Origin of the sequence: Phenylobacterium sp. RIFCSPHIGHO2_01_FULL_69_31, from assembly GCF_001824475.1 — a bacterium.
Taxonomy (GTDB): Bacteria; Pseudomonadota; Alphaproteobacteria; order Caulobacterales; family Caulobacteraceae; genus Phenylobacterium.
In genome coordinates this window covers 128,685-143,201 of the sequence record NZ_MHXN01000037.1, presented here as the reverse complement: position 1 = coordinate 143,201, position 14,517 = coordinate 128,685, and the positions used below count along the sequence as shown (strand labels likewise).

At 69.3% G+C, this 14,517-nt stretch carries 19 protein-coding genes; 13 read left to right on the top strand and 6 right to left on the bottom strand.

Annotated elements, in window-relative coordinates; genetic code table 11:
• Nucleotides 1–22: 22 nt before the first annotated feature.
• Entirely contained in the window at nt 23–670 is a 648-nt protein-coding gene (locus A2790_RS20230; RefSeq protein ID WP_293395606.1) for a uracil-DNA glycosylase, read from the bottom strand.
• Nucleotides 657–1,247, bottom strand: a complete 591-nt coding sequence (locus tag A2790_RS20225; protein WP_293395604.1) for an NYN domain-containing protein — start codon at nt 1,245–1,247, stop codon at nt 657–659. The genes A2790_RS20230 and A2790_RS20225 overlap by 14 nt, the downstream gene beginning before the upstream one ends.
• Between A2790_RS20225 and folK the strand changes: the two genes are divergently transcribed.
• From folK to A2790_RS20205, 4 genes are all read left to right on the top strand, one after another.
• Nucleotides 1,246–1,773: a 2-amino-4-hydroxy-6-hydroxymethyldihydropteridine diphosphokinase gene (gene folK / locus A2790_RS20220; RefSeq protein WP_363081372.1), complete on the top strand. Its 528-nt coding sequence runs from the start codon at nt 1,246–1,248 to the stop codon at nt 1,771–1,773. The two genes, A2790_RS20225 and folK, sit on opposite strands and share 2 nt — an antisense overlap.
• A gap of 45 nt (nt 1,774–1,818) precedes the next feature.
• On the top strand, nt 1,819–2,238 hold the full coding sequence (locus A2790_RS20215; protein ID WP_293395601.1) for a YciI family protein: 420 nt from the start codon (nt 1,819–1,821) through the stop codon (nt 2,236–2,238).
• 107 nt (nt 2,239–2,345) lie between these two features.
• Nucleotides 2,346–2,705 carry a DNA-directed RNA polymerase subunit omega gene (gene rpoZ / locus A2790_RS20210; protein WP_068876771.1) on the top strand — a complete coding sequence of 120 codons (360 nt, stop codon included), beginning with the start codon at nt 2,346–2,348 and terminating at the stop codon, nt 2,703–2,705.
• Nucleotides 2,706–2,794: 89 nt separating this feature from the next.
• Entirely contained in the window at nt 2,795–5,020 is a 2,226-nt protein-coding gene (locus A2790_RS20205; protein ID WP_293395693.1) for a bifunctional (p)ppGpp synthetase/guanosine-3',5'-bis(diphosphate) 3'-pyrophosphohydrolase, read from the top strand.
• Here the strand turns inward: A2790_RS20205 and A2790_RS20200 are convergent.
• Both A2790_RS20200 and A2790_RS20195 read right to left on the bottom strand, forming a co-directional pair.
• Nucleotides 5,017–5,442 carry a hypothetical protein gene (locus A2790_RS20200; protein ID WP_293395597.1) on the bottom strand — a complete coding sequence of 142 codons (426 nt, stop codon included), beginning with the start codon at nt 5,440–5,442 and terminating at the stop codon, nt 5,017–5,019. The two genes, A2790_RS20205 and A2790_RS20200, sit on opposite strands and share 4 nt — an antisense overlap.
• Nucleotides 5,443–5,496: 54 nt before the next feature.
• On the bottom strand, nt 5,497–6,579 hold the full coding sequence (locus A2790_RS20195) for a hypothetical protein (protein WP_293395594.1): 1,083 nt from the start codon (nt 6,577–6,579) through the stop codon (nt 5,497–5,499).
• A 93-nt stretch (nt 6,580–6,672) separates the two neighbouring features.
• On the opposite strand from A2790_RS20195, the gene pyrE reads away from it, so the two are divergent.
• From pyrE to acpS, 3 genes are read left to right on the top strand one after another with little or no spacing between them, the layout of a single operon-like run.
• Nucleotides 6,673–7,257, top strand: coding sequence for an orotate phosphoribosyltransferase (pyrE, locus tag A2790_RS20190; protein ID WP_293395592.1), 585 nt, complete (start codon nt 6,673–6,675; stop codon nt 7,255–7,257).
• Nucleotides 7,254–8,015, top strand: a complete 762-nt coding sequence (locus tag A2790_RS20185) for a pyridoxine 5'-phosphate synthase (RefSeq protein ID WP_293395589.1) — start codon at nt 7,254–7,256, stop codon at nt 8,013–8,015. Before pyrE ends, A2790_RS20185 begins: the two co-directional genes overlap by 4 nt.
• Complete coding sequence (acpS, locus tag A2790_RS20180) at nt 8,012–8,410, top strand: holo-ACP synthase (RefSeq protein WP_293395586.1); 399 nt, start codon at nt 8,012–8,014, stop codon at nt 8,408–8,410. Before A2790_RS20185 ends, acpS begins: the two co-directional genes overlap by 4 nt.
• 13 nt (nt 8,411–8,423) lie before the next feature.
• Here acpS and A2790_RS20175 read toward each other — a convergent pair whose 3' ends face one another.
• Nucleotides 8,424–8,810, bottom strand: a complete 387-nt coding sequence (locus A2790_RS20175) for a nuclear transport factor 2 family protein (protein ID WP_293395582.1) — start codon at nt 8,808–8,810, stop codon at nt 8,424–8,426.
• A 10-nt stretch (nt 8,811–8,820) separates the two neighbouring features.
• Entirely contained in the window at nt 8,821–9,720 is a 900-nt protein-coding gene (locus A2790_RS20170; protein WP_293395579.1) for an EamA family transporter, read from the bottom strand.
• Nucleotides 9,721–9,956: 236 nt separating this feature from the next.
• Here A2790_RS20170 and lepB point away from each other — a divergent pair, with 236 nt between their 5' ends.
• The 6 genes from lepB to recO all read left to right on the top strand — a co-directional run bounded on the left by lepB (nt 9,957) and on the right by recO (nt 14,493).
• The gene (gene lepB / locus A2790_RS20165; RefSeq protein WP_293395576.1) at nt 9,957–10,739 is read left to right on the top strand and encodes a signal peptidase I; all 783 of its coding nucleotides are present in this window, start codon (nt 9,957–9,959) and stop codon (nt 10,737–10,739) included.
• Between the two features lie 13 nt (nt 10,740–10,752).
• A complete protein-coding gene (gene rnc, locus A2790_RS20160) occupies nt 10,753–11,466 on the top strand; it encodes a ribonuclease III (RefSeq protein WP_293395573.1) in 714 nt (237 codons plus the stop codon).
• On the top strand, nt 11,463–12,398 hold the full coding sequence (gene era / locus A2790_RS20155; RefSeq protein ID WP_293395570.1) for a GTPase Era: 936 nt from the start codon (nt 11,463–11,465) through the stop codon (nt 12,396–12,398). The genes rnc and era overlap by 4 nt, the downstream gene beginning before the upstream one ends.
• A gap of 263 nt (nt 12,399–12,661) precedes the next feature.
• Complete coding sequence (locus tag A2790_RS20150) at nt 12,662–12,880, top strand: energy transducer TonB (protein ID WP_293395567.1); 219 nt, start codon at nt 12,662–12,664, stop codon at nt 12,878–12,880.
• A 69-nt stretch (nt 12,881–12,949) separates the two neighbouring features.
• Nucleotides 12,950–13,762 (top strand): arylamine N-acetyltransferase, encoded by an 813-nt coding sequence (locus A2790_RS20145; protein WP_293395564.1) that lies wholly within the window; start codon nt 12,950–12,952, stop codon nt 13,760–13,762.
• Nucleotides 13,762–14,493: a DNA repair protein RecO gene (gene recO, locus A2790_RS20140; protein ID WP_293395561.1), complete on the top strand. Its 732-nt coding sequence runs from the start codon at nt 13,762–13,764 to the stop codon at nt 14,491–14,493. Before A2790_RS20145 ends, recO begins: the two co-directional genes overlap by 1 nt.
• Nucleotides 14,494–14,517 lie beyond the last annotated feature (24 nt).

Below are 14,517 nucleotides of genomic sequence, written 5' to 3'. Positions count from 1 at the left end.
GCCATGACGAGAAGGAAAGGAGCTAGTCGATCAGGGCGCGGGCCCGCCGGAAGACCGCCTCGAACATCTCGCCCGTCAGCCGGCCGGTGTTCGTGTTGAGGCGCGAGCAGTGGTAGCTGTTCAGCACGATGTAGGGCCCCGCCGGAAATTCCGTCCCGTGCCCCGCGATGCCGGCCGAAGCCTTCAGGCCCAACGCCCGCAGCACATTGCGCCGCGAGACGTCGCCCAGGGTCACGATCACCTTCAGCCGGGGCAGGGCGGCCAGCCGGCTGCTGAGGAACGGCCGGCAGGTCGCCTCCTCCAGCGTCTCCGGCTTGTTCCCCGGCGGCGCGCAGCGCACGGCGTTGGTGATCATGCAGTCGGTCAGCTCCAGCCCGTCGTCGGGCCGCGCCTCATAGGTCCCGCGGGCGAACCCCGTCTTCAGCAGGGTCTCGTACAGCATCCAGCCGGCCCCATCGCCGGTGAACGGCCGCCCCGTGCGGTTGGCCCCCATCCGCCCGGGCGCGAGGCCCACGACGCAGAGCCGGGCCTGCTCGTCGCCGAACGAGGCCACCGCCCCGTTGAACCCACCCGGGACCGAGATCTTGTTCGCCTCCCGATAGGCCACCAGCCGCGGGCACAGCGGGCACTCGCGCGGCGCCTCCGCCGGCGCGGCCTCAGATATCGGCATCGCGTTCCACATGCTGGGCGCGGGTTTCCGACAGGAACTTCGGCAGGCGCGCGGGCCGCCCGATCAGGTCGGCCAGGTCCTGCAGGTCCACGAAATTGTCCGCCTGTCGCCGCAGGTCGTCGCTGACCATCGGCGGCTGGCTCTTCACCGTCGAGACCACGGTCACCCGGCTGCCCTTGCGCTGCACCGCCTCCACCAGCTTGCGGAAGTCTCCGTCGCCCGAGAACAGCACCAGGTGGTCGGCGTGCTCGGCCATCTCCATCATGTCGACGGCGATCTCGACGTCCATGTCGCCGCGGAACCGCTTGCGGCCGCTGGCGTCGGTGTACTCGCGCGCCGACTTCGTCACGAGCTGGTAGCCGTTGTAGTCCAGCCAATCGACCAGGGGCCGGATCGGCGAGTACTCCTCGTTCTCCACCAGGGCGGTGTAGTAGTAGGCGCGGACCAGCACGCTGCGCTTCTTGAACTCCTCCAGCAGCTTCCGGTAGTCGATGTCGAAGCCGAGGTTCTTGGCCGCCGAGTAGAGGTTGGCGCCGTCGATGAACAAGGCCAGCCGGTCCGTGGGGTAGAACGTCATCTCGAATATCCCAAAAAGCCTTGGGGACCTGAATGGAACGGCCGTCGTCGCCCTGGGCAGCAATCTGGCGGGCCGCTACGGCTCGTCCGAGGCTCTGCTGGAGGCGGCTCTGGCCAGGTTCCCGGCGGTCGGCTTGAAAATCCTGAAGCGGTCGTCCTGGTGGCGCTCGGCCGCCTGGCCCGACCCGAATGCGCCTGAGTACCGCAACGGCGTCGTCCTTGTCGAGGCGAGCGCCCCGCCGCAGGCCATGCTGCAGGCGCTGCTCGCCATCGAGGCGGAGCTGGGGCGCAAGCGGGGCGCCCGCAACGCGCCGCGCACCCTCGATCTCGACCTCATCGCCCACGGCCGGACGGTTATGGCCACGCCCGCCCTGACCCTGCCGCATCCTCGCGCCCACGAGCGGCGGTTCGTCATGGGCCCGCTGGCGCAGATCGCCCCGGACTGGGTCCATCCCACCCTGGGCGCGACGGCGGCCGAACTTTCTGCGCGCGCGAATGTCGGGACCGACGCGGCTCCCACGTCATGACTGAGGAGGCGTCCGCCTCCGCCCCTCCAGCCCCACGAGGTTCCGATGCGTTTCATGATCATCCGCAAGTCGGACGCGGACACCGAAGCCGGCGTGATGCCCACCGAGGCGCAGGCGCGGTCGATGATCGACTACCACGCCGAGATGGCCAAGCACCTGAAGGTCCTGGGCGGCGACGGCCTGCACCCCAGTTCCAGGGGCGCCCGGGTGAAGTTCACCGACGGCAAGCCGATGGTCATCGACGGTCCCTTCGCCGAGACCAAGGAGCTGATCGCCGGCTACACGATGGTCGAGGCGGACAGCCTGGAAGCGGTGCTGGAATGGGCCAGGCGCTGGCCGATGGACTGCGGCGAGGCCAACGTCGAGCTGGAAATCCGCCGCGTCTTCGAGCTGGAGGAGTTGGGCGACGCCTTCGCACGGCCGACGCTCCGGGAGCATGCGAACGCCGTCTTCGGCAGGAGCTGACGGGCGGGCGCGGGCCGCTCATCGACGCGTGCGACCTATGCGGCGTTGCACAATGGGGGCCGACCCTCTATTTTGCGCGGTTCTATCTTCCCTCCCTGAGAGACTCCATGGCTCGCGTCACCGTCGAAGACTGCATCGAGAAGGTCCCGAACCGCTTCTCGCTCGTGCTCCTGTCCGCCCATCGCGCCCGCGCCATCTCGGCCGGCTCGCAGATCATGGTGGATCGGGACAACGACAAGAACCCGGTCGTGGCCCTGCGCGAGATCGCCGACGACGTGGTCGACGCCGAGGAGCTCAAGGAAACCCTGATCGGCACGCTGCAGCGCGTCGACGAGCGCTCGGAAGCCGAGGAAGAGGCTGAAACCCTCGCCCTGCTGGCCGATCCGACCCACATGCAGATGAGCGAGCTGGAGCTGGTCCGCGCCCTGCAGAGCGACCGCGACGGCGGCCAGGAGGAGCGGTACTGAGCCCAGAAGGCGCAGAACCCCTCACTAGAGAGGCGGCGACCGCAACCGCCGTCCCGCCTCCCGACACCTCCATGCCCGAAGCGCCGGCGATGGACGCTCCCATGCAGGCGCCGCTGGTCACCGGTACGACCCGGCCCAAGATGCTTCGCCAGTTCGAGCTGATCGAGAAGGTCCGCTCGTACGATCCCTCGGCCGACGAGGCGCTGCTGAACCGCGCCTACGTCTACGCCATGCGCCAGCACGGCTCGCAAAAGCGGGCCTCCGGCGATCCCTACTTCGCCCACCCCATCGAGGTGGCGGGCATCCTCACCGACTACCGGCTCGACACCGAGACCATCGTCACGGCGCTGCTGCACGACGTCATCGAGGACACCGACGCCACCCGCGAGAAGGTCGAGCAGCTCTTCGGCGCCGAGATCGCCGAGCTGGTCGAGGGCGTCACCAAGCTGTCCAAGCTGGAGCTCTCCCAGGAGCACCTCCGCCAGGCCGAGAACCTGCGCAAGTTCATCCTGGCGATCTCCAAGGACGTCCGCGTCCTCCTGGTGAAGCTGGCCGACCGGCTGCACAACATGCGGACCCTGCATTTCATCAAGCAGGCCGCCAAGCGCGAGCGGATCGCCCGCGAGACCCTCGACATCTACGGCCCCCTGGCCCGCTCCATCGGCGTGCACCGCATCTGCGAGGAGCTCGAGGAACTGGCCTTCGCCCACCTGAACCCGGTGGGCCGCAACGCCATCCTGCGCCGCCTGGCGGTGCTGCGCGAACAGCAGGGCGGGGCGGTGTCGGCCGTCAGCCAGGAGATCAGCAACCGCCTGGAGGCCGCCGGCATCCCGGCCCGGGTCTTCGGCCGCGAGAAGCACGCCTATTCGATCTGGCGGAAGCTCCAGCGCAAGTCGATCGGCTTCTCCCAGCTCTCCGACATCTACGCCTTCCGCGTGATCGTCGACACCGAGGAGGACTGCTACCGCGCCCTCGGCGTCATCCACCGCGCCTGGCCCTCGGTGCCCGAGCGGTTCAAGGACTTCATCTCCACCCCCAAGCGCAACAACTACCGGTCCATCCACACCACCGTGGTCGGCTACAAGGGCATGCGGATCGAGATGCAGATCCGCACCGAGGCCATGGACCGGGTGGCGGAGGAGGGGGTCGCCGCCCACTGGCGCTACAAGAACGAGTCCTACGGCTTCGACGCCGAGGCCCAGAAGGCCGCCGGCGGCCGCGACCCGCTGGTCAACCTGCGCCACCTCGTCCAGGTGCTGGAGCACGGCGGCGACGCCGAGGAGCTGGTCGAGCACGCCAAGCTCGAGATGTACCTCGACCAGGTGTTCGTCTTCACGCCCAAGGGCCAGCTGGTCAGTCTGCCGCGCGGGGCCATGCCGCTCGACTTCGCCTATGCCCTGCACACCGACATCGGCGACACCACCGTGGGCGCCAAGGTCAACGGCGAGCTGAAGCCCCTGCGCACGGCGCTCTCCAACGGCGACGTGGTCGAGGTGATCCGCGGCGGCAAGCCCGTGGTCCCGCCGGACTGGCGCTCGCTCACCGTCACCGGCCGCGCCCGCTCGGCCATCCGCCGCCACATTCGCCAGACCGAGCGCGAGGAGTTCGTCCGCCTGGGTCGCGCCACCGTCGACCAGGCCTTCGAATCCGCCGGCAAGAGCCGCAAGGACGTCTCCCTGCGCCCGGCGCTGGACCGCTTCGCCGTCGCCAGCGAGGACGACCTGTTCGACGCCGTCGGCCGCGGCCGCGCCACGCCCTCCCAGGTGCTGGAGGCGGTGTTCCCCGGCCTCAAGGCCGCCGAGCGTGAGGCGGCGACCGCCCGCCGCCACATCCAGGAGGGCAAGACCGCCCGGCTCTACGTCCGGGGCGGCGGCCTGACCCCCGGGGTCACCCTGCACTTCGGCCAGTGCTGCTCGCCGGTCCCGGGCGACCGCATCGTCGGCATCCTGGAGCCCGATGGCCGCGGCCTCACCGTCCACACCATCGATTGCGAGAAGCTGGCCGAGTATGAGGAGCGCGAGGAGCTCTGGCGCGACCTGCAGTGGACGCCCGAGGCCGAACGCAACGCGATCGCCAGGGCCCGCCTCACCGCCACCATCAAGAACGCCCCGGGCGTCCTCGGCCAAGTCTGCACCATCATCGGCGAGGCCGGCGGCAACATCGTGAACCTGCGGATGCACCACCGGCAGTCGGACTTCTTCGACGTCGACATCGACGTCGACGTCAACGACGCCCGTCACCTCACCCACATCTCTGCCGCCCTCCGCGCCAACCCCAGCGTCGAAGAAGTCGAGCGGACAAAGGGCGAGGCTTAGGGTTGCATCTGCATCAGGTTCTTTAGAATGTCCGTGAAGTAGATGTTGCTGATCACCCAGCCGTTTGGGCTGTGGTAGAGGTGAAAGTTGAAGAACACCGGCCCGCGTTCAGTCCGCACCAGATAGTTCCGAATAACGTAGCTGTCGCTGAGCTTATTCTCAGACATCATCTCCCAGTCGATCATTTTTCCGTACAGCTTCAGCATGCTGTCCGTCTGGTTCGCGACGTTCGCTAGTTCCATCTGCTTCTGATCTAGCAGGGTGCCGCGTCCCAGGCTCTGGTAAGCGCCTGTCACGTCGCCGGACCGGATCCGGGCGAAGAACTGGTCGGCGACCGCGCTGGCTCCGCCCGTTCCAGCTGGTTGCCCCAACGCCGGCGACGTGATCGCCAGCGCGCCTGCCAGCACCAAAGCCCTGAACATGAGTCCCTCCCGTGATCCGTCCACGCTAGGCGGCGGCAGGAACAAGCTCAACCATCAGTCGTCGATCAGTACGACGCCGGTGACTTCCTCGCGGTAGCGCCGCTCTTCGTCCCAGTGGCGCAGGATGTCCGTCAGCACATAGGGCGGGACCCAGTCGTAGTCCTCGTGGTGCGCGCCCGCCAGGTAGAGCGGGGTGATGGTCTTGTAGTTCTGCTCGATGATCGCCTCGCAGTACGAGCGGATCGTGGAGCGGTCGGTGGACACCTCGCCGGCCCGCCGGTCCTCCGGGTCGATGCGCGAGCGCCCCACCGGGATCCAGAGGGTGGGGTAGGGCTGGTTGTCGATCACGCCTTTGAGCTTGTCCTTGCCCGACAGGTGCAGGCGCAGCGGCCCCACCTTGCGCGTGTAGGCGCCGGTCAGCAGGAACGCGAGGTCCACCGAGACGATCATCCGGTCCGGGCTGGCCCAGGAGGTCAGGCGGAAGCCGGTGTCGATCGACGGGCCCACGAACTCGCGGGTGATCGTCGGGTTGGCCGGGTTGGCGTACCACTCCTCGCGGATCTCGGCCTGGGCCAGGATCGGGTCCTTGATGTCCGCCTGCGAGGCGCCGCGGCGGAAGAAGACCTCGGCGTTGGGCGACGGGAACAGGCCGATCCAGGCCGTGGACTTCACGTCCAGGTGCTTGGCCGCCTCGTCGCGGCTGCCGCGGTACTCGTTCAGCGTCGCCAGCCACACATGCATCAGGGCGTGCGCGTGGCTCAGGCTGTGCAGCTCGCAGACGTAGAGCAGCTCGTCGCCGTTGCTTTTCCAGAACTCCGGCGCCGGCAGGCCATCGTCCAGCCCGCCCGCGAACTCCCGATACTGCGTCTGAAGAATATAGTCGAAGTTACGGTAAAAACTGACGATTTCCGGCCGCCACATCTGCCGGCTCTGCTTGTACGGCGTGGATCCGACCAGGTCGACGCTGAGGAATAGGCGCAGCCGCGGCTTCAGGCCTTCCGGGAACTCGGCGGGGAACGCCCGGCGCTCCTGCGCATCCGCCACGGACGGCTGCGCGCCCGCGCCATCGCCCGCGGGCGACGCAGCCGTGCTGAAAGCGGCGATGAACCGCTCTGTGGCCGTGGTTCTTGCGTCCATCGGTCGTCTAATGCGCCTTGGTTGGCGGTATGCACCATCACGAGGTATCAGGCTTCATCCTTGCACCGACATGTTGCCGAGAAGCGAACGCCGATGAACACTGAAGCTGTCCTGGACGAATTTCGCGCCGCCGGGGCGCTGCGAGAGGGCCACTTCATCCTGGCGTCAGGCCGCCACAGTCCGATGTTCCTGCAGAAGAACCTGGTCTTTCAGTACCCTGAGCGGACCGAACGGCTCTGCAAGGCGCTCGCCGGCAAGATCGAGGCCCAGTTCGGCAAGCCGGACGTGATCGTCGCCCCGGCGGTCGGCGCCATCATCCCCGGTTACGAGGTCGCCCGGGCGATGGGCGTGCCGTCCATCTACGTCGAGCGCGAGGACGGCAAGTTCAGGCTGCGCCGCGCCTTCAAGATCGCCCCGGGCGCCAAGGTGGTCGTGGTCGAGGATGTGATCACCACCGGCGGCTCGTTCCGCGAGGCGGTGGAGCCCATCGAAGAGGCGGGCGGCGTCGTGGTCTGCTGCGCCTGCATCGTCGACCGCTCCGGCGGCCGGGCCCAGGTGGGCTGGCCCCTGGTGGCCCTGGCGACGGTGGACGTGCCGTCCTACGCCCCCGACGAAATCCCGCCCGAGCTGGCCGCCCTCCCGGCGGAGGAGCCGGGCTCCAAGAGGCTCCGCGGATGAGCAGACTGCGCCTGGGCGTCAACATCGACCACGTGGCCACCGTGCGGAACGCGCGGGGCGAGGGCTATCCCGATCCCGTCCGCGCCGCCGAGATGGCCCTGGCCGCGGGCGCCGACGGCATCACCGCCCACCTGCGGGAGGATCGCCGGCACATCTCGGACGCCGACATCGACGCCCTGGCGGTCACCTGCCGCCGGCGCGGCCGCCCGCTAAACTTCGAGTGCGCCGTGACGCCGGAGATGGAGGCCATCGCGCTCGCCCACCTCCCGCACGCCGCCTGCCTGGTCCCCGAGCGGCGCGAGGAAGTGACCACCGAGGGCGGCCTCGACGTCGTGAAGGGCCACAACACCATCGCCCCCGTGGTGGTGCGGCTCGTCCAGGCGGGGATCCGCGTCTCCTGCTTCATCGACGCCGATCTCGCCCAGGTGGCCGCCGCCCGCTCCGTCGGCGCACAGGTGGTCGAGCTGCACACCGGCGCCTACTGCGAGGCCGTCAGGGGCGGCCGGCGCGAAGAGGCCGACGCCCTGCTGGCGAACCTCAAGGCCGCCGCCGCCGAGGCCCACCGCCTGGGCCTGGAGGTCCACGCCGGCCACGGCATCGACTACGAGACGGTCAAGCCCGTCGCCGCCATCCCCGAGCTGATGGAGCTCAACATCGGCCACTTCCTGATCGGCGAGGCCATCTTCATCGGCCTGGGCCCCGCCATCCAGCGGATGCGCGCCCTGATGGACGAAGCGAGAGCGACGAAAGCGGCATGATCCTCGGCCTGGGCTCCGACCTCTCCGACATCCGCCGCATCCAGGAAAGCCTCGACCGCTTCGGCGACCGCTTCAAACAGCGGGTGTTCACCGAGCTGGAGCGCACCCGCTCCGACCGCAAGGTCGACGCCGCCGCCAGCTACGCCAAGCGCTTCGCCGCCAAGGAGGCGTGCGCCAAGGCGCTGGGCACCGGGATGCGGCGCGGGGTGTTCTGGCGGGATATGGGCGTGATCAACATGCGCTCGGGCCAGCCCACCATGGCCCTGACCGGCGGCGCGGCCGAGCGGCTGAAGGAAATGACGCCGCCCGGCATGAAGGCGGTCATCCACCTGACCCTCACCGACGACCACCCCTACGCCCAGGCCTTCGTGATCATCGAGGCCTTGCCGGAATAGGCGGCCGGCGGGCTCAGGACCCCGACGCGCTCTCCGCCCGCCGCGTCTGGCCGGGGTCGTAGAAGAACGTCTCGCGCCAGATCCTGTCGCCGCGCCATTCCTGCCAGGCGATCTCCTCGAAGCGGTTCACGTGGCCCTTCTTCGAGGTGAAGGTGAAGCGCCAGCGGATGGCCACCCGGTCGCCGTCCACCAGTGGCGGCTCCAGCAGCTCGGTCGTCACCTCGGCCTGCCGGGCCAGCATCTGCGCCTCGCCGGCCATCAGCAGCTCGCGACCCACCCGGGGGGCGTCCTGGTTCTCCTGCATCGAGGCGTCCTCGGCGTTCCAGTCGCGGATCGCTTCCACGTGCTGGCCGCTCAGCACCTGGGCGACGAAGGCCTCGACGGTCTTGCGGCTCGGCATGGCGGCTCCTTCAGGCGGCCGGAGCGCTGCGCCGCGCCATCAGCCGCGGCCACAGGGTGTTGATGGCCAGGCCCCCCAGCACCAGCACGGCGGCGGTCAGCTTCCAGCTCGTCAGCGCCTCGCCCAGCAGGATCGCCGAGGCGCCCATGCCGAACACCGGCACCAGCAGCGACAGGGGGGCGATAGTGGCGGCGGGATGGCGCGCTAGGAGCCACGCCCAGGCGGTGTAGCCGAAGATGGTATTGCCCACCGACTGCCACAGCAGCGCCGCCCAGGCGCCGGCGTCGGCGTGCTGCACGGCGCCCGAGATCGCCGGCCAGCCCTCGAACATCAGCGCCAGGGCGAAGAGGGGCGGCGCCGAGAAGACGCTGGCCCAGACCACATAGCTCAGCATGTTCACCGGCCCGGCCGCCCGCGCCGTCGTGTTCCCCCCGGCCCAGGACAGGGCCGCGATCAGCACCAGCCCCAGGCCCAGGGGCGTGACCTCGCCGTTGGTGTGGATCATCAGCCAGCCCAGGCCGCAGGCGGCCATGGCCAGGGCCACGACCTGGAACGTCCGCACCCGCTCCCCCGCCAGCAGCATGGCGAAGCCGACGGTGAAGAAGGCCTGCACCTGCACCACCAGGCTCGCCAGCCCCGGCGAGATCATGTTGGTCATGGCGATGTACAGCATGCCGAACTGGCCGACGCCGATCAGGACGCCGTAGAGCGCCAGGTTCCACCACGGCACGGCCGGCCGCTTCAGGAAGAAGATCGCCGGCAGCACCGCGAAGGTGAAGCGCAGGGCTGCGAAGGTCAGGGGCGGGAAGTCCTCCAGCCCCCACTTGATGACCACGAAGTTGGTCCCCCAGATCGCGATGACCACCAGGGCCAGGACCAGATGTAGCGGGGGCAGGGCTTCGCGAGTCATGAGCCTTCTAAATATGCCCGCAAGCGCGGCTGTCACCGGTCCATTTCACGCGAACTGGCCCTTGATCATCGGATCGGGCGCTGTTGCTCACCGTACGCCCCCACTGTCATCCGGCTTCAGTCGCCCGGCGACCGATCGCCGCCTGTCGCATTGTTCACGGGCGCGGAACTTGCTCATGGGTTACGGAGCGGATAGGCACACACCGCTTCGGGACGCCGGGGCGCCAGGGACGACGAATGAGCGAGAACGTGCAGAGCGTGAAGACGCCTGAAAAATCCGGCGCGTGGCACGAGCTGGTCGAGATCTTCAAGACCATCTTCTGGGCGCTGCTGATCGCGCTGGTCCTGCGCGTGATCTTCTTCCAGCCCTTCACGATCCCGTCGGCGTCGATGGAGCCGAACCTCTACGAGGGCGACTACATCATCGTCTCCAAGTTCAGCTACGGCTACTCGCACCACTCGATCCCGTTCAGCCCGCCGCTGTTCAAGGGGCGGATCATGGACAAGCCGGCCGAGCGCGGCGACGTCGTGGTCTTCAAGCTGCCCAGCGACAACCGCACCGACTACGTCAAGCGCGTCGTCGGCGTGGCCGGCGACCGGATCCAGATGAAGAACGGCCTGCTTTACGTGAACGACAAGCTCGTCCAGCGCGAAGCCCTGTCGCCGATCCGCGAGGACGTGGGCGGCGGCTACATCCGCGACGTGCCCCGCTACGAGGAGCGCCTGGCCTCGGGCGAGAGCTTCGTGACCCAGGACTTCGGCACGGACGGCGAGCTCGACAACACCGACGTCTTCATCGTCCCCGAAGGCCATTACTTCATGATGGGCGACAACCGCGACAACTCCTCGGACAGCCGGGTGAACCCGGCCATCGGCGGCGTGGGCTTCGTTCCGGCCGAGAACCTGGTCGGCAAGGCGCAGATCATCCTCCTGTCCTGGAAGCCGGAGGCGTCGATCTTCAAGCCGTGGACCTGGGTGCTGGACGCCCGCCCCAGCCGGTTCTTCAAAGTCCTCAAATGAATGCCCGCCCCCGATGAACGCTAGGGTTGCGGCGGTCGAGGACCTCGAAAGCCGCATCGGCCACACCTTCACTGACCGCGATCTCCTCGAGCGGGCGCTCACCCACGCCAGCGTCGGCGACGGCGCGCGCGAGGTCCGCCACAACGAGCGGCTGGAATTCTTGGGCGACCGAGTCCTGAACCTCTGCGCCGCCGAGCGGCTGATGGCCCTCGACCCGGACAGCCGGGAAGGGGAGATGTCGCGCCGGCTCGCCGCCCTCGTGAACTACCACGCCTGCGCCCGCGCCGCGGAGCGCGCCGGCCTCCCGGCGGCCCTGCGGCTCTCGGCCAGCGCCACCAAGGTCGGGGCCCGCAAGTCCGACGCCGTCCTGGGCGACGCCTGCGAGGCCCTGATCGCCGCGCTCTACATCGACGGCGGGCTGGAGACGGCCAAGGCCTTCTTCGAGAAGTTCTGGGCCGAGGAGTTCGTCCACCTCGACACCCCGCGCGGCAAGGACCCCAAGACCCAGCTCCAGGAGTGGGCGCAAGGGTTGGGCCTGCCGCTGCCGGCCTACGAGGTCGTCCAGCGCGAGGGACCGGCCCATGCGCCGGTCTTCACGGTCGAGGTGCGCGTGAAGGGTTTCGAGCCCGAGCGCGGGGAGGGCGGTTCGCGCCAGGCGGCCGAAAAGGCCGCTGCCCAGGTTATGCTATTGAAGCGCGAAGGCGTGGAATCCGAGGCCGGCCAATGACCCAGCATGCAGGCTTCGCGGCCATCATCGGCGCCCCCAATGCGGGCAAGTCGACGCTCACCAACCGCCTGGTGGGGGCCAAGGTCTCCATCGTGACCCAGAAGGTCCAGACGACCCGCTTTCCGGTGCGCGGCGTCGCCATCGAAGGCGAGACCCAGATCGTCCTCGTGGACACCCCCGGCATCTTCCAGCCGCGCCGCAAGCTGGACCGCGCCATGGTCCGCGCCGCCTGGGGCGGGGCCGAGGACGCCGACGCCATCGTCCACCTCGTGGACTCGGTGGCCGAACTGGCCGCCCCCACCAAGGAGGGCAAGCCCGCCGACCGCCGCGCCGCGGCCGACGTCGAGGCCATCGTCGAAGGCCTCAAGGCCTCCGGCAAGAAAGCCATCCTGGCGCTCAACAAGATCGATGGCATGAAGCGCGAGACCCTGCTGGGCCTGTCGCAGCGCCTCTTCGAGACCGGGGTCTATTCCGAGGTCTTCATGATCTCCGCCGCCGACGGTTCCGGCGTGGACGACCTCAAGCGCCGCCTGGCCGAGCTGATGCCCGAGGGGCCCTGGCTCTACCCCGAGGAACAGACCGCTGACCTGCCGGCCCGCCTGCTGGCCGCCGAGATCACCCGCGAGAAGCTCTACCTGCGCGTCCACGAGGAGCTGCCCTATTCGGCCGCCGTCGAGACCACCGCCTTCCAGGAGCGCAAGGACGGCGGCGTGCGCATCGAACAGACCATCTACGTCGAGCGCGAGAGCCAGCGGCCGATCATCCTGGGCAAGGGCGGCCAGACCCTGAAGTGGATCGGCCAGAAGGCCCGCGAGGAACTCACCGAACTCTTCGACCGCCCCGTCCACCTCTTCCTGCACGTCACCGTCGACGAGAAATGGGCCGACAAACGCGAATTCTACGGCGACGTCGGCCTGGACTTCGACAGCTAGGTTCCGCTCCGCCCCGGCCAAGAGGGGGGGTGCCGACATCTCGTCTAATCTGCCAGCTTGCCCGGCGGCCGATGGTGGTTGGGGGACGAAGGGATATGTGCGTGCGGCGTTCGGTGCTGGGGATGCTCGCTATCCTGGCTGCATCCTTGTGCGTTCCAGATACAGCATCGGCGGAGATGGAGGGGTACGTCACGAGACCGATGTGGCTGCGTCGCCCCTCGGCCGATGACATGCGACGACTGTATCCATCACAGGAACGGGGCGTGGAAGGCATCGTGAGCGCCGATTGCGTACTGGACGAAGGAGGTCAGTTCACAAGCTGCGAAATCGTCGAGGAGACCCCCGTGGGGAGGGGCTTTGGAGACAGCACGATCCGCCTCGCAAAGCTCTTCAAGATGACGCCGATCGACGCCGACGGCGTACCGGTGGCGGGGCGGAAGTTGCGTCTCCCCGTCCGTTGGCACGCGGGCCTCAGTCGCTAGCCCCGCGACGCCGGGAGCGGCCCCGTTTCCGCGCTTCGCGAAACGCCCGCGAGCCCCTAACTAGGGCCCATGGTCGACCTCGACGCCTATTTCGCCCGCATCGGCTATGCCGGCCCCCGTGACGCCAGCGTGGCCACCCTGCGGGCCCTGCACGCGCTGCATCCCGCCGCCATCCCCTTCGAGGCCATCGACTGCCTGCTGGACCGGGGCGTCGACATCTCGCCCGCTGCGGTGGACGCCAAGCTGATCCACGGCGGCCGCGGCGGCTACTGCTTCGAGCACAACAGCCTCTTCGCCCGCGTCCTCACCGAGCTCGGCTTCGGCGTCGAGGGCCTGGCCGCCCGGGTGCGCTGGAACGCGCCGCCGGATGCGCCGGCCCAGCCGCGGACCCACCACGTGCTCAAGGTCGCCGCCGAGGGGCAGGACTGGTTCGTCGACGTGGGCTTCGGCGGCTGCGTCCTGACCGCGCCGCTGCGGTTCGCGCCCGACGTGATCCAGGTCACCGACCACGACAACTACCGCCTGCTGGCCATCCCCGGCGGGCTGTCGCTGGAGGTCCGACGCGAGGCCGGCTGGGTCCCGGCCTACGACGTCGCGCTCAGCCCCTGCGTGCCGCGCGACTACGAGATGGCCAACTGGTTCACCTCCACCCACCCGACCAGCCACTTCCGCCACAACCTGCTGTGCGCCCTGACCACGCCGCAGGCGCGCTATGGCCTCCTGTTCAACCGCCTCACCACCCGGCCGCTGAACGGCCCGGCGACGAAGGAAATCCTCGACGCCGACGGCATCGAGACGGTGCTGCGCGACACCTTCGGCCTGGCGGTCGAGCCATCCTGGCGGCCGATGATCGAGCGCGCCGCCCAGACCCCGCCCGCCTGATGGAGTTCGAGGACGACGCCTTCGTCCTGGCCGCCCGGGCCCACGGCGAGTCCGGCGCGATCGTCGAGCTCCTGACCGCCCGGCACGGCCGCTACGCCGCCCACGTGGCCGGGGGCGGCTCGCGCCGCATCCGCCCGTTCCTGCAGCCGGGCGCCCAGGTGCTGGTCCGCTACCGCGCCCGCGTCTCCGACCAGCTGGGCTCGGCCAGCCTGGAGCCGGTGGGCGAGGGGCCCGGCGCCCTGTTCGACGATCCCCTGGCGCTCGCGGGCCTGGCCGCCGCCGCCGCCGTGGCCGCCGGCGCCCTGCCGGAGCGCGAGCCGCATCCGGGCGCCTACCTGGCCTTCGAGGCCCTCTGCTCGGCCCTCGCCATCCCGGACATCTGGCCCGCCGTGTTCGTCCGCTTCGAGGCGGGCCTGCTGCAGGACCTGGGCTTCGGCCTCGACCTCTCCAAGTGCGCCGCCACCGGCGCCACCGACGACCTCATCTACGTCAGCCCCCGCACCGGCCGGGCCGTGAGCCGGGGCGCCGGCGAGCCCTACAAGGACCGGCTGCTCACCCTGCCGCCCTTCATGCTGGGCGCCCAGGCGGGCCTCTCCGCCGGCGATGTGGGGGCGGGGCTCGGCCTCACCGGCCACTTCCTGGAGGCCTTCATCTTCGGCCCCCTCAACCGCCCCCTGCCGCCCGCGCGGCTCTGGCTGCTGGACCGGCTTCGCGACGCCGATCGTCTCTGATCCCAGCGAAATTCCTCCCCCGTC

Excerpts from the sequence above, each read along its gene's own strand:
- pyrE (WP_293395592.1), top strand. The coding sequence starts at position 6,673 with ATGAACACTGAAGCTGTCCTGGACGAATTTCGCGCCGCCGGGGCGCTG.
- era (WP_293395570.1), top strand. The coding sequence starts at position 11,463 with ATGACCCAGCATGCAGGCTTCGCGGCCATCATCGGCGCCCCCAATGCG.
- lepB (WP_293395576.1), top strand. The coding sequence starts at position 9,957 with ATGAGCGAGAACGTGCAGAGCGTGAAGACGCCTGAAAAATCCGGCGCG.
- acpS (WP_293395586.1), top strand. The coding sequence starts at position 8,012 with ATGATCCTCGGCCTGGGCTCCGACCTCTCCGACATCCGCCGCATCCAG.
- A2790_RS20230 (WP_293395606.1), bottom strand. The coding sequence starts at position 670 with ATGCCGATATCTGAGGCCGCGCCGGCGGAGGCGCCGCGCGAGTGCCCG.
- A2790_RS20145 (WP_293395564.1), top strand. The coding sequence starts at position 12,950 with ATGGTCGACCTCGACGCCTATTTCGCCCGCATCGGCTATGCCGGCCCC.
- A2790_RS20205 (WP_293395693.1), top strand. The coding sequence starts at position 2,795 with ATGGACGCTCCCATGCAGGCGCCGCTGGTCACCGGTACGACCCGGCCC.
- A2790_RS20225 (WP_293395604.1), bottom strand. The coding sequence starts at position 1,247 with ATGACGTTCTACCCCACGGACCGGCTGGCCTTGTTCATCGACGGCGCC.
- rpoZ (WP_068876771.1), top strand. The coding sequence starts at position 2,346 with ATGGCTCGCGTCACCGTCGAAGACTGCATCGAGAAGGTCCCGAACCGC.
- A2790_RS20170 (WP_293395579.1), bottom strand. The coding sequence starts at position 9,720 with ATGACTCGCGAAGCCCTGCCCCCGCTACATCTGGTCCTGGCCCTGGTG.
- A2790_RS20215 (WP_293395601.1), top strand. The coding sequence starts at position 1,819 with ATGCGTTTCATGATCATCCGCAAGTCGGACGCGGACACCGAAGCCGGC.
- A2790_RS20195 (WP_293395594.1), bottom strand. The coding sequence starts at position 6,579 with ATGGACGCAAGAACCACGGCCACAGAGCGGTTCATCGCCGCTTTCAGC.
- A2790_RS20185 (WP_293395589.1), top strand. The coding sequence starts at position 7,254 with ATGAGCAGACTGCGCCTGGGCGTCAACATCGACCACGTGGCCACCGTG.
- rnc (WP_293395573.1), top strand. The coding sequence starts at position 10,753 with ATGAACGCTAGGGTTGCGGCGGTCGAGGACCTCGAAAGCCGCATCGGC.
- A2790_RS20200 (WP_293395597.1), bottom strand. The coding sequence starts at position 5,442 with ATGTTCAGGGCTTTGGTGCTGGCAGGCGCGCTGGCGATCACGTCGCCG.
- recO (WP_293395561.1), top strand. The coding sequence starts at position 13,762 with ATGGAGTTCGAGGACGACGCCTTCGTCCTGGCCGCCCGGGCCCACGGC.
- A2790_RS20175 (WP_293395582.1), bottom strand. The coding sequence starts at position 8,810 with ATGCCGAGCCGCAAGACCGTCGAGGCCTTCGTCGCCCAGGTGCTGAGC.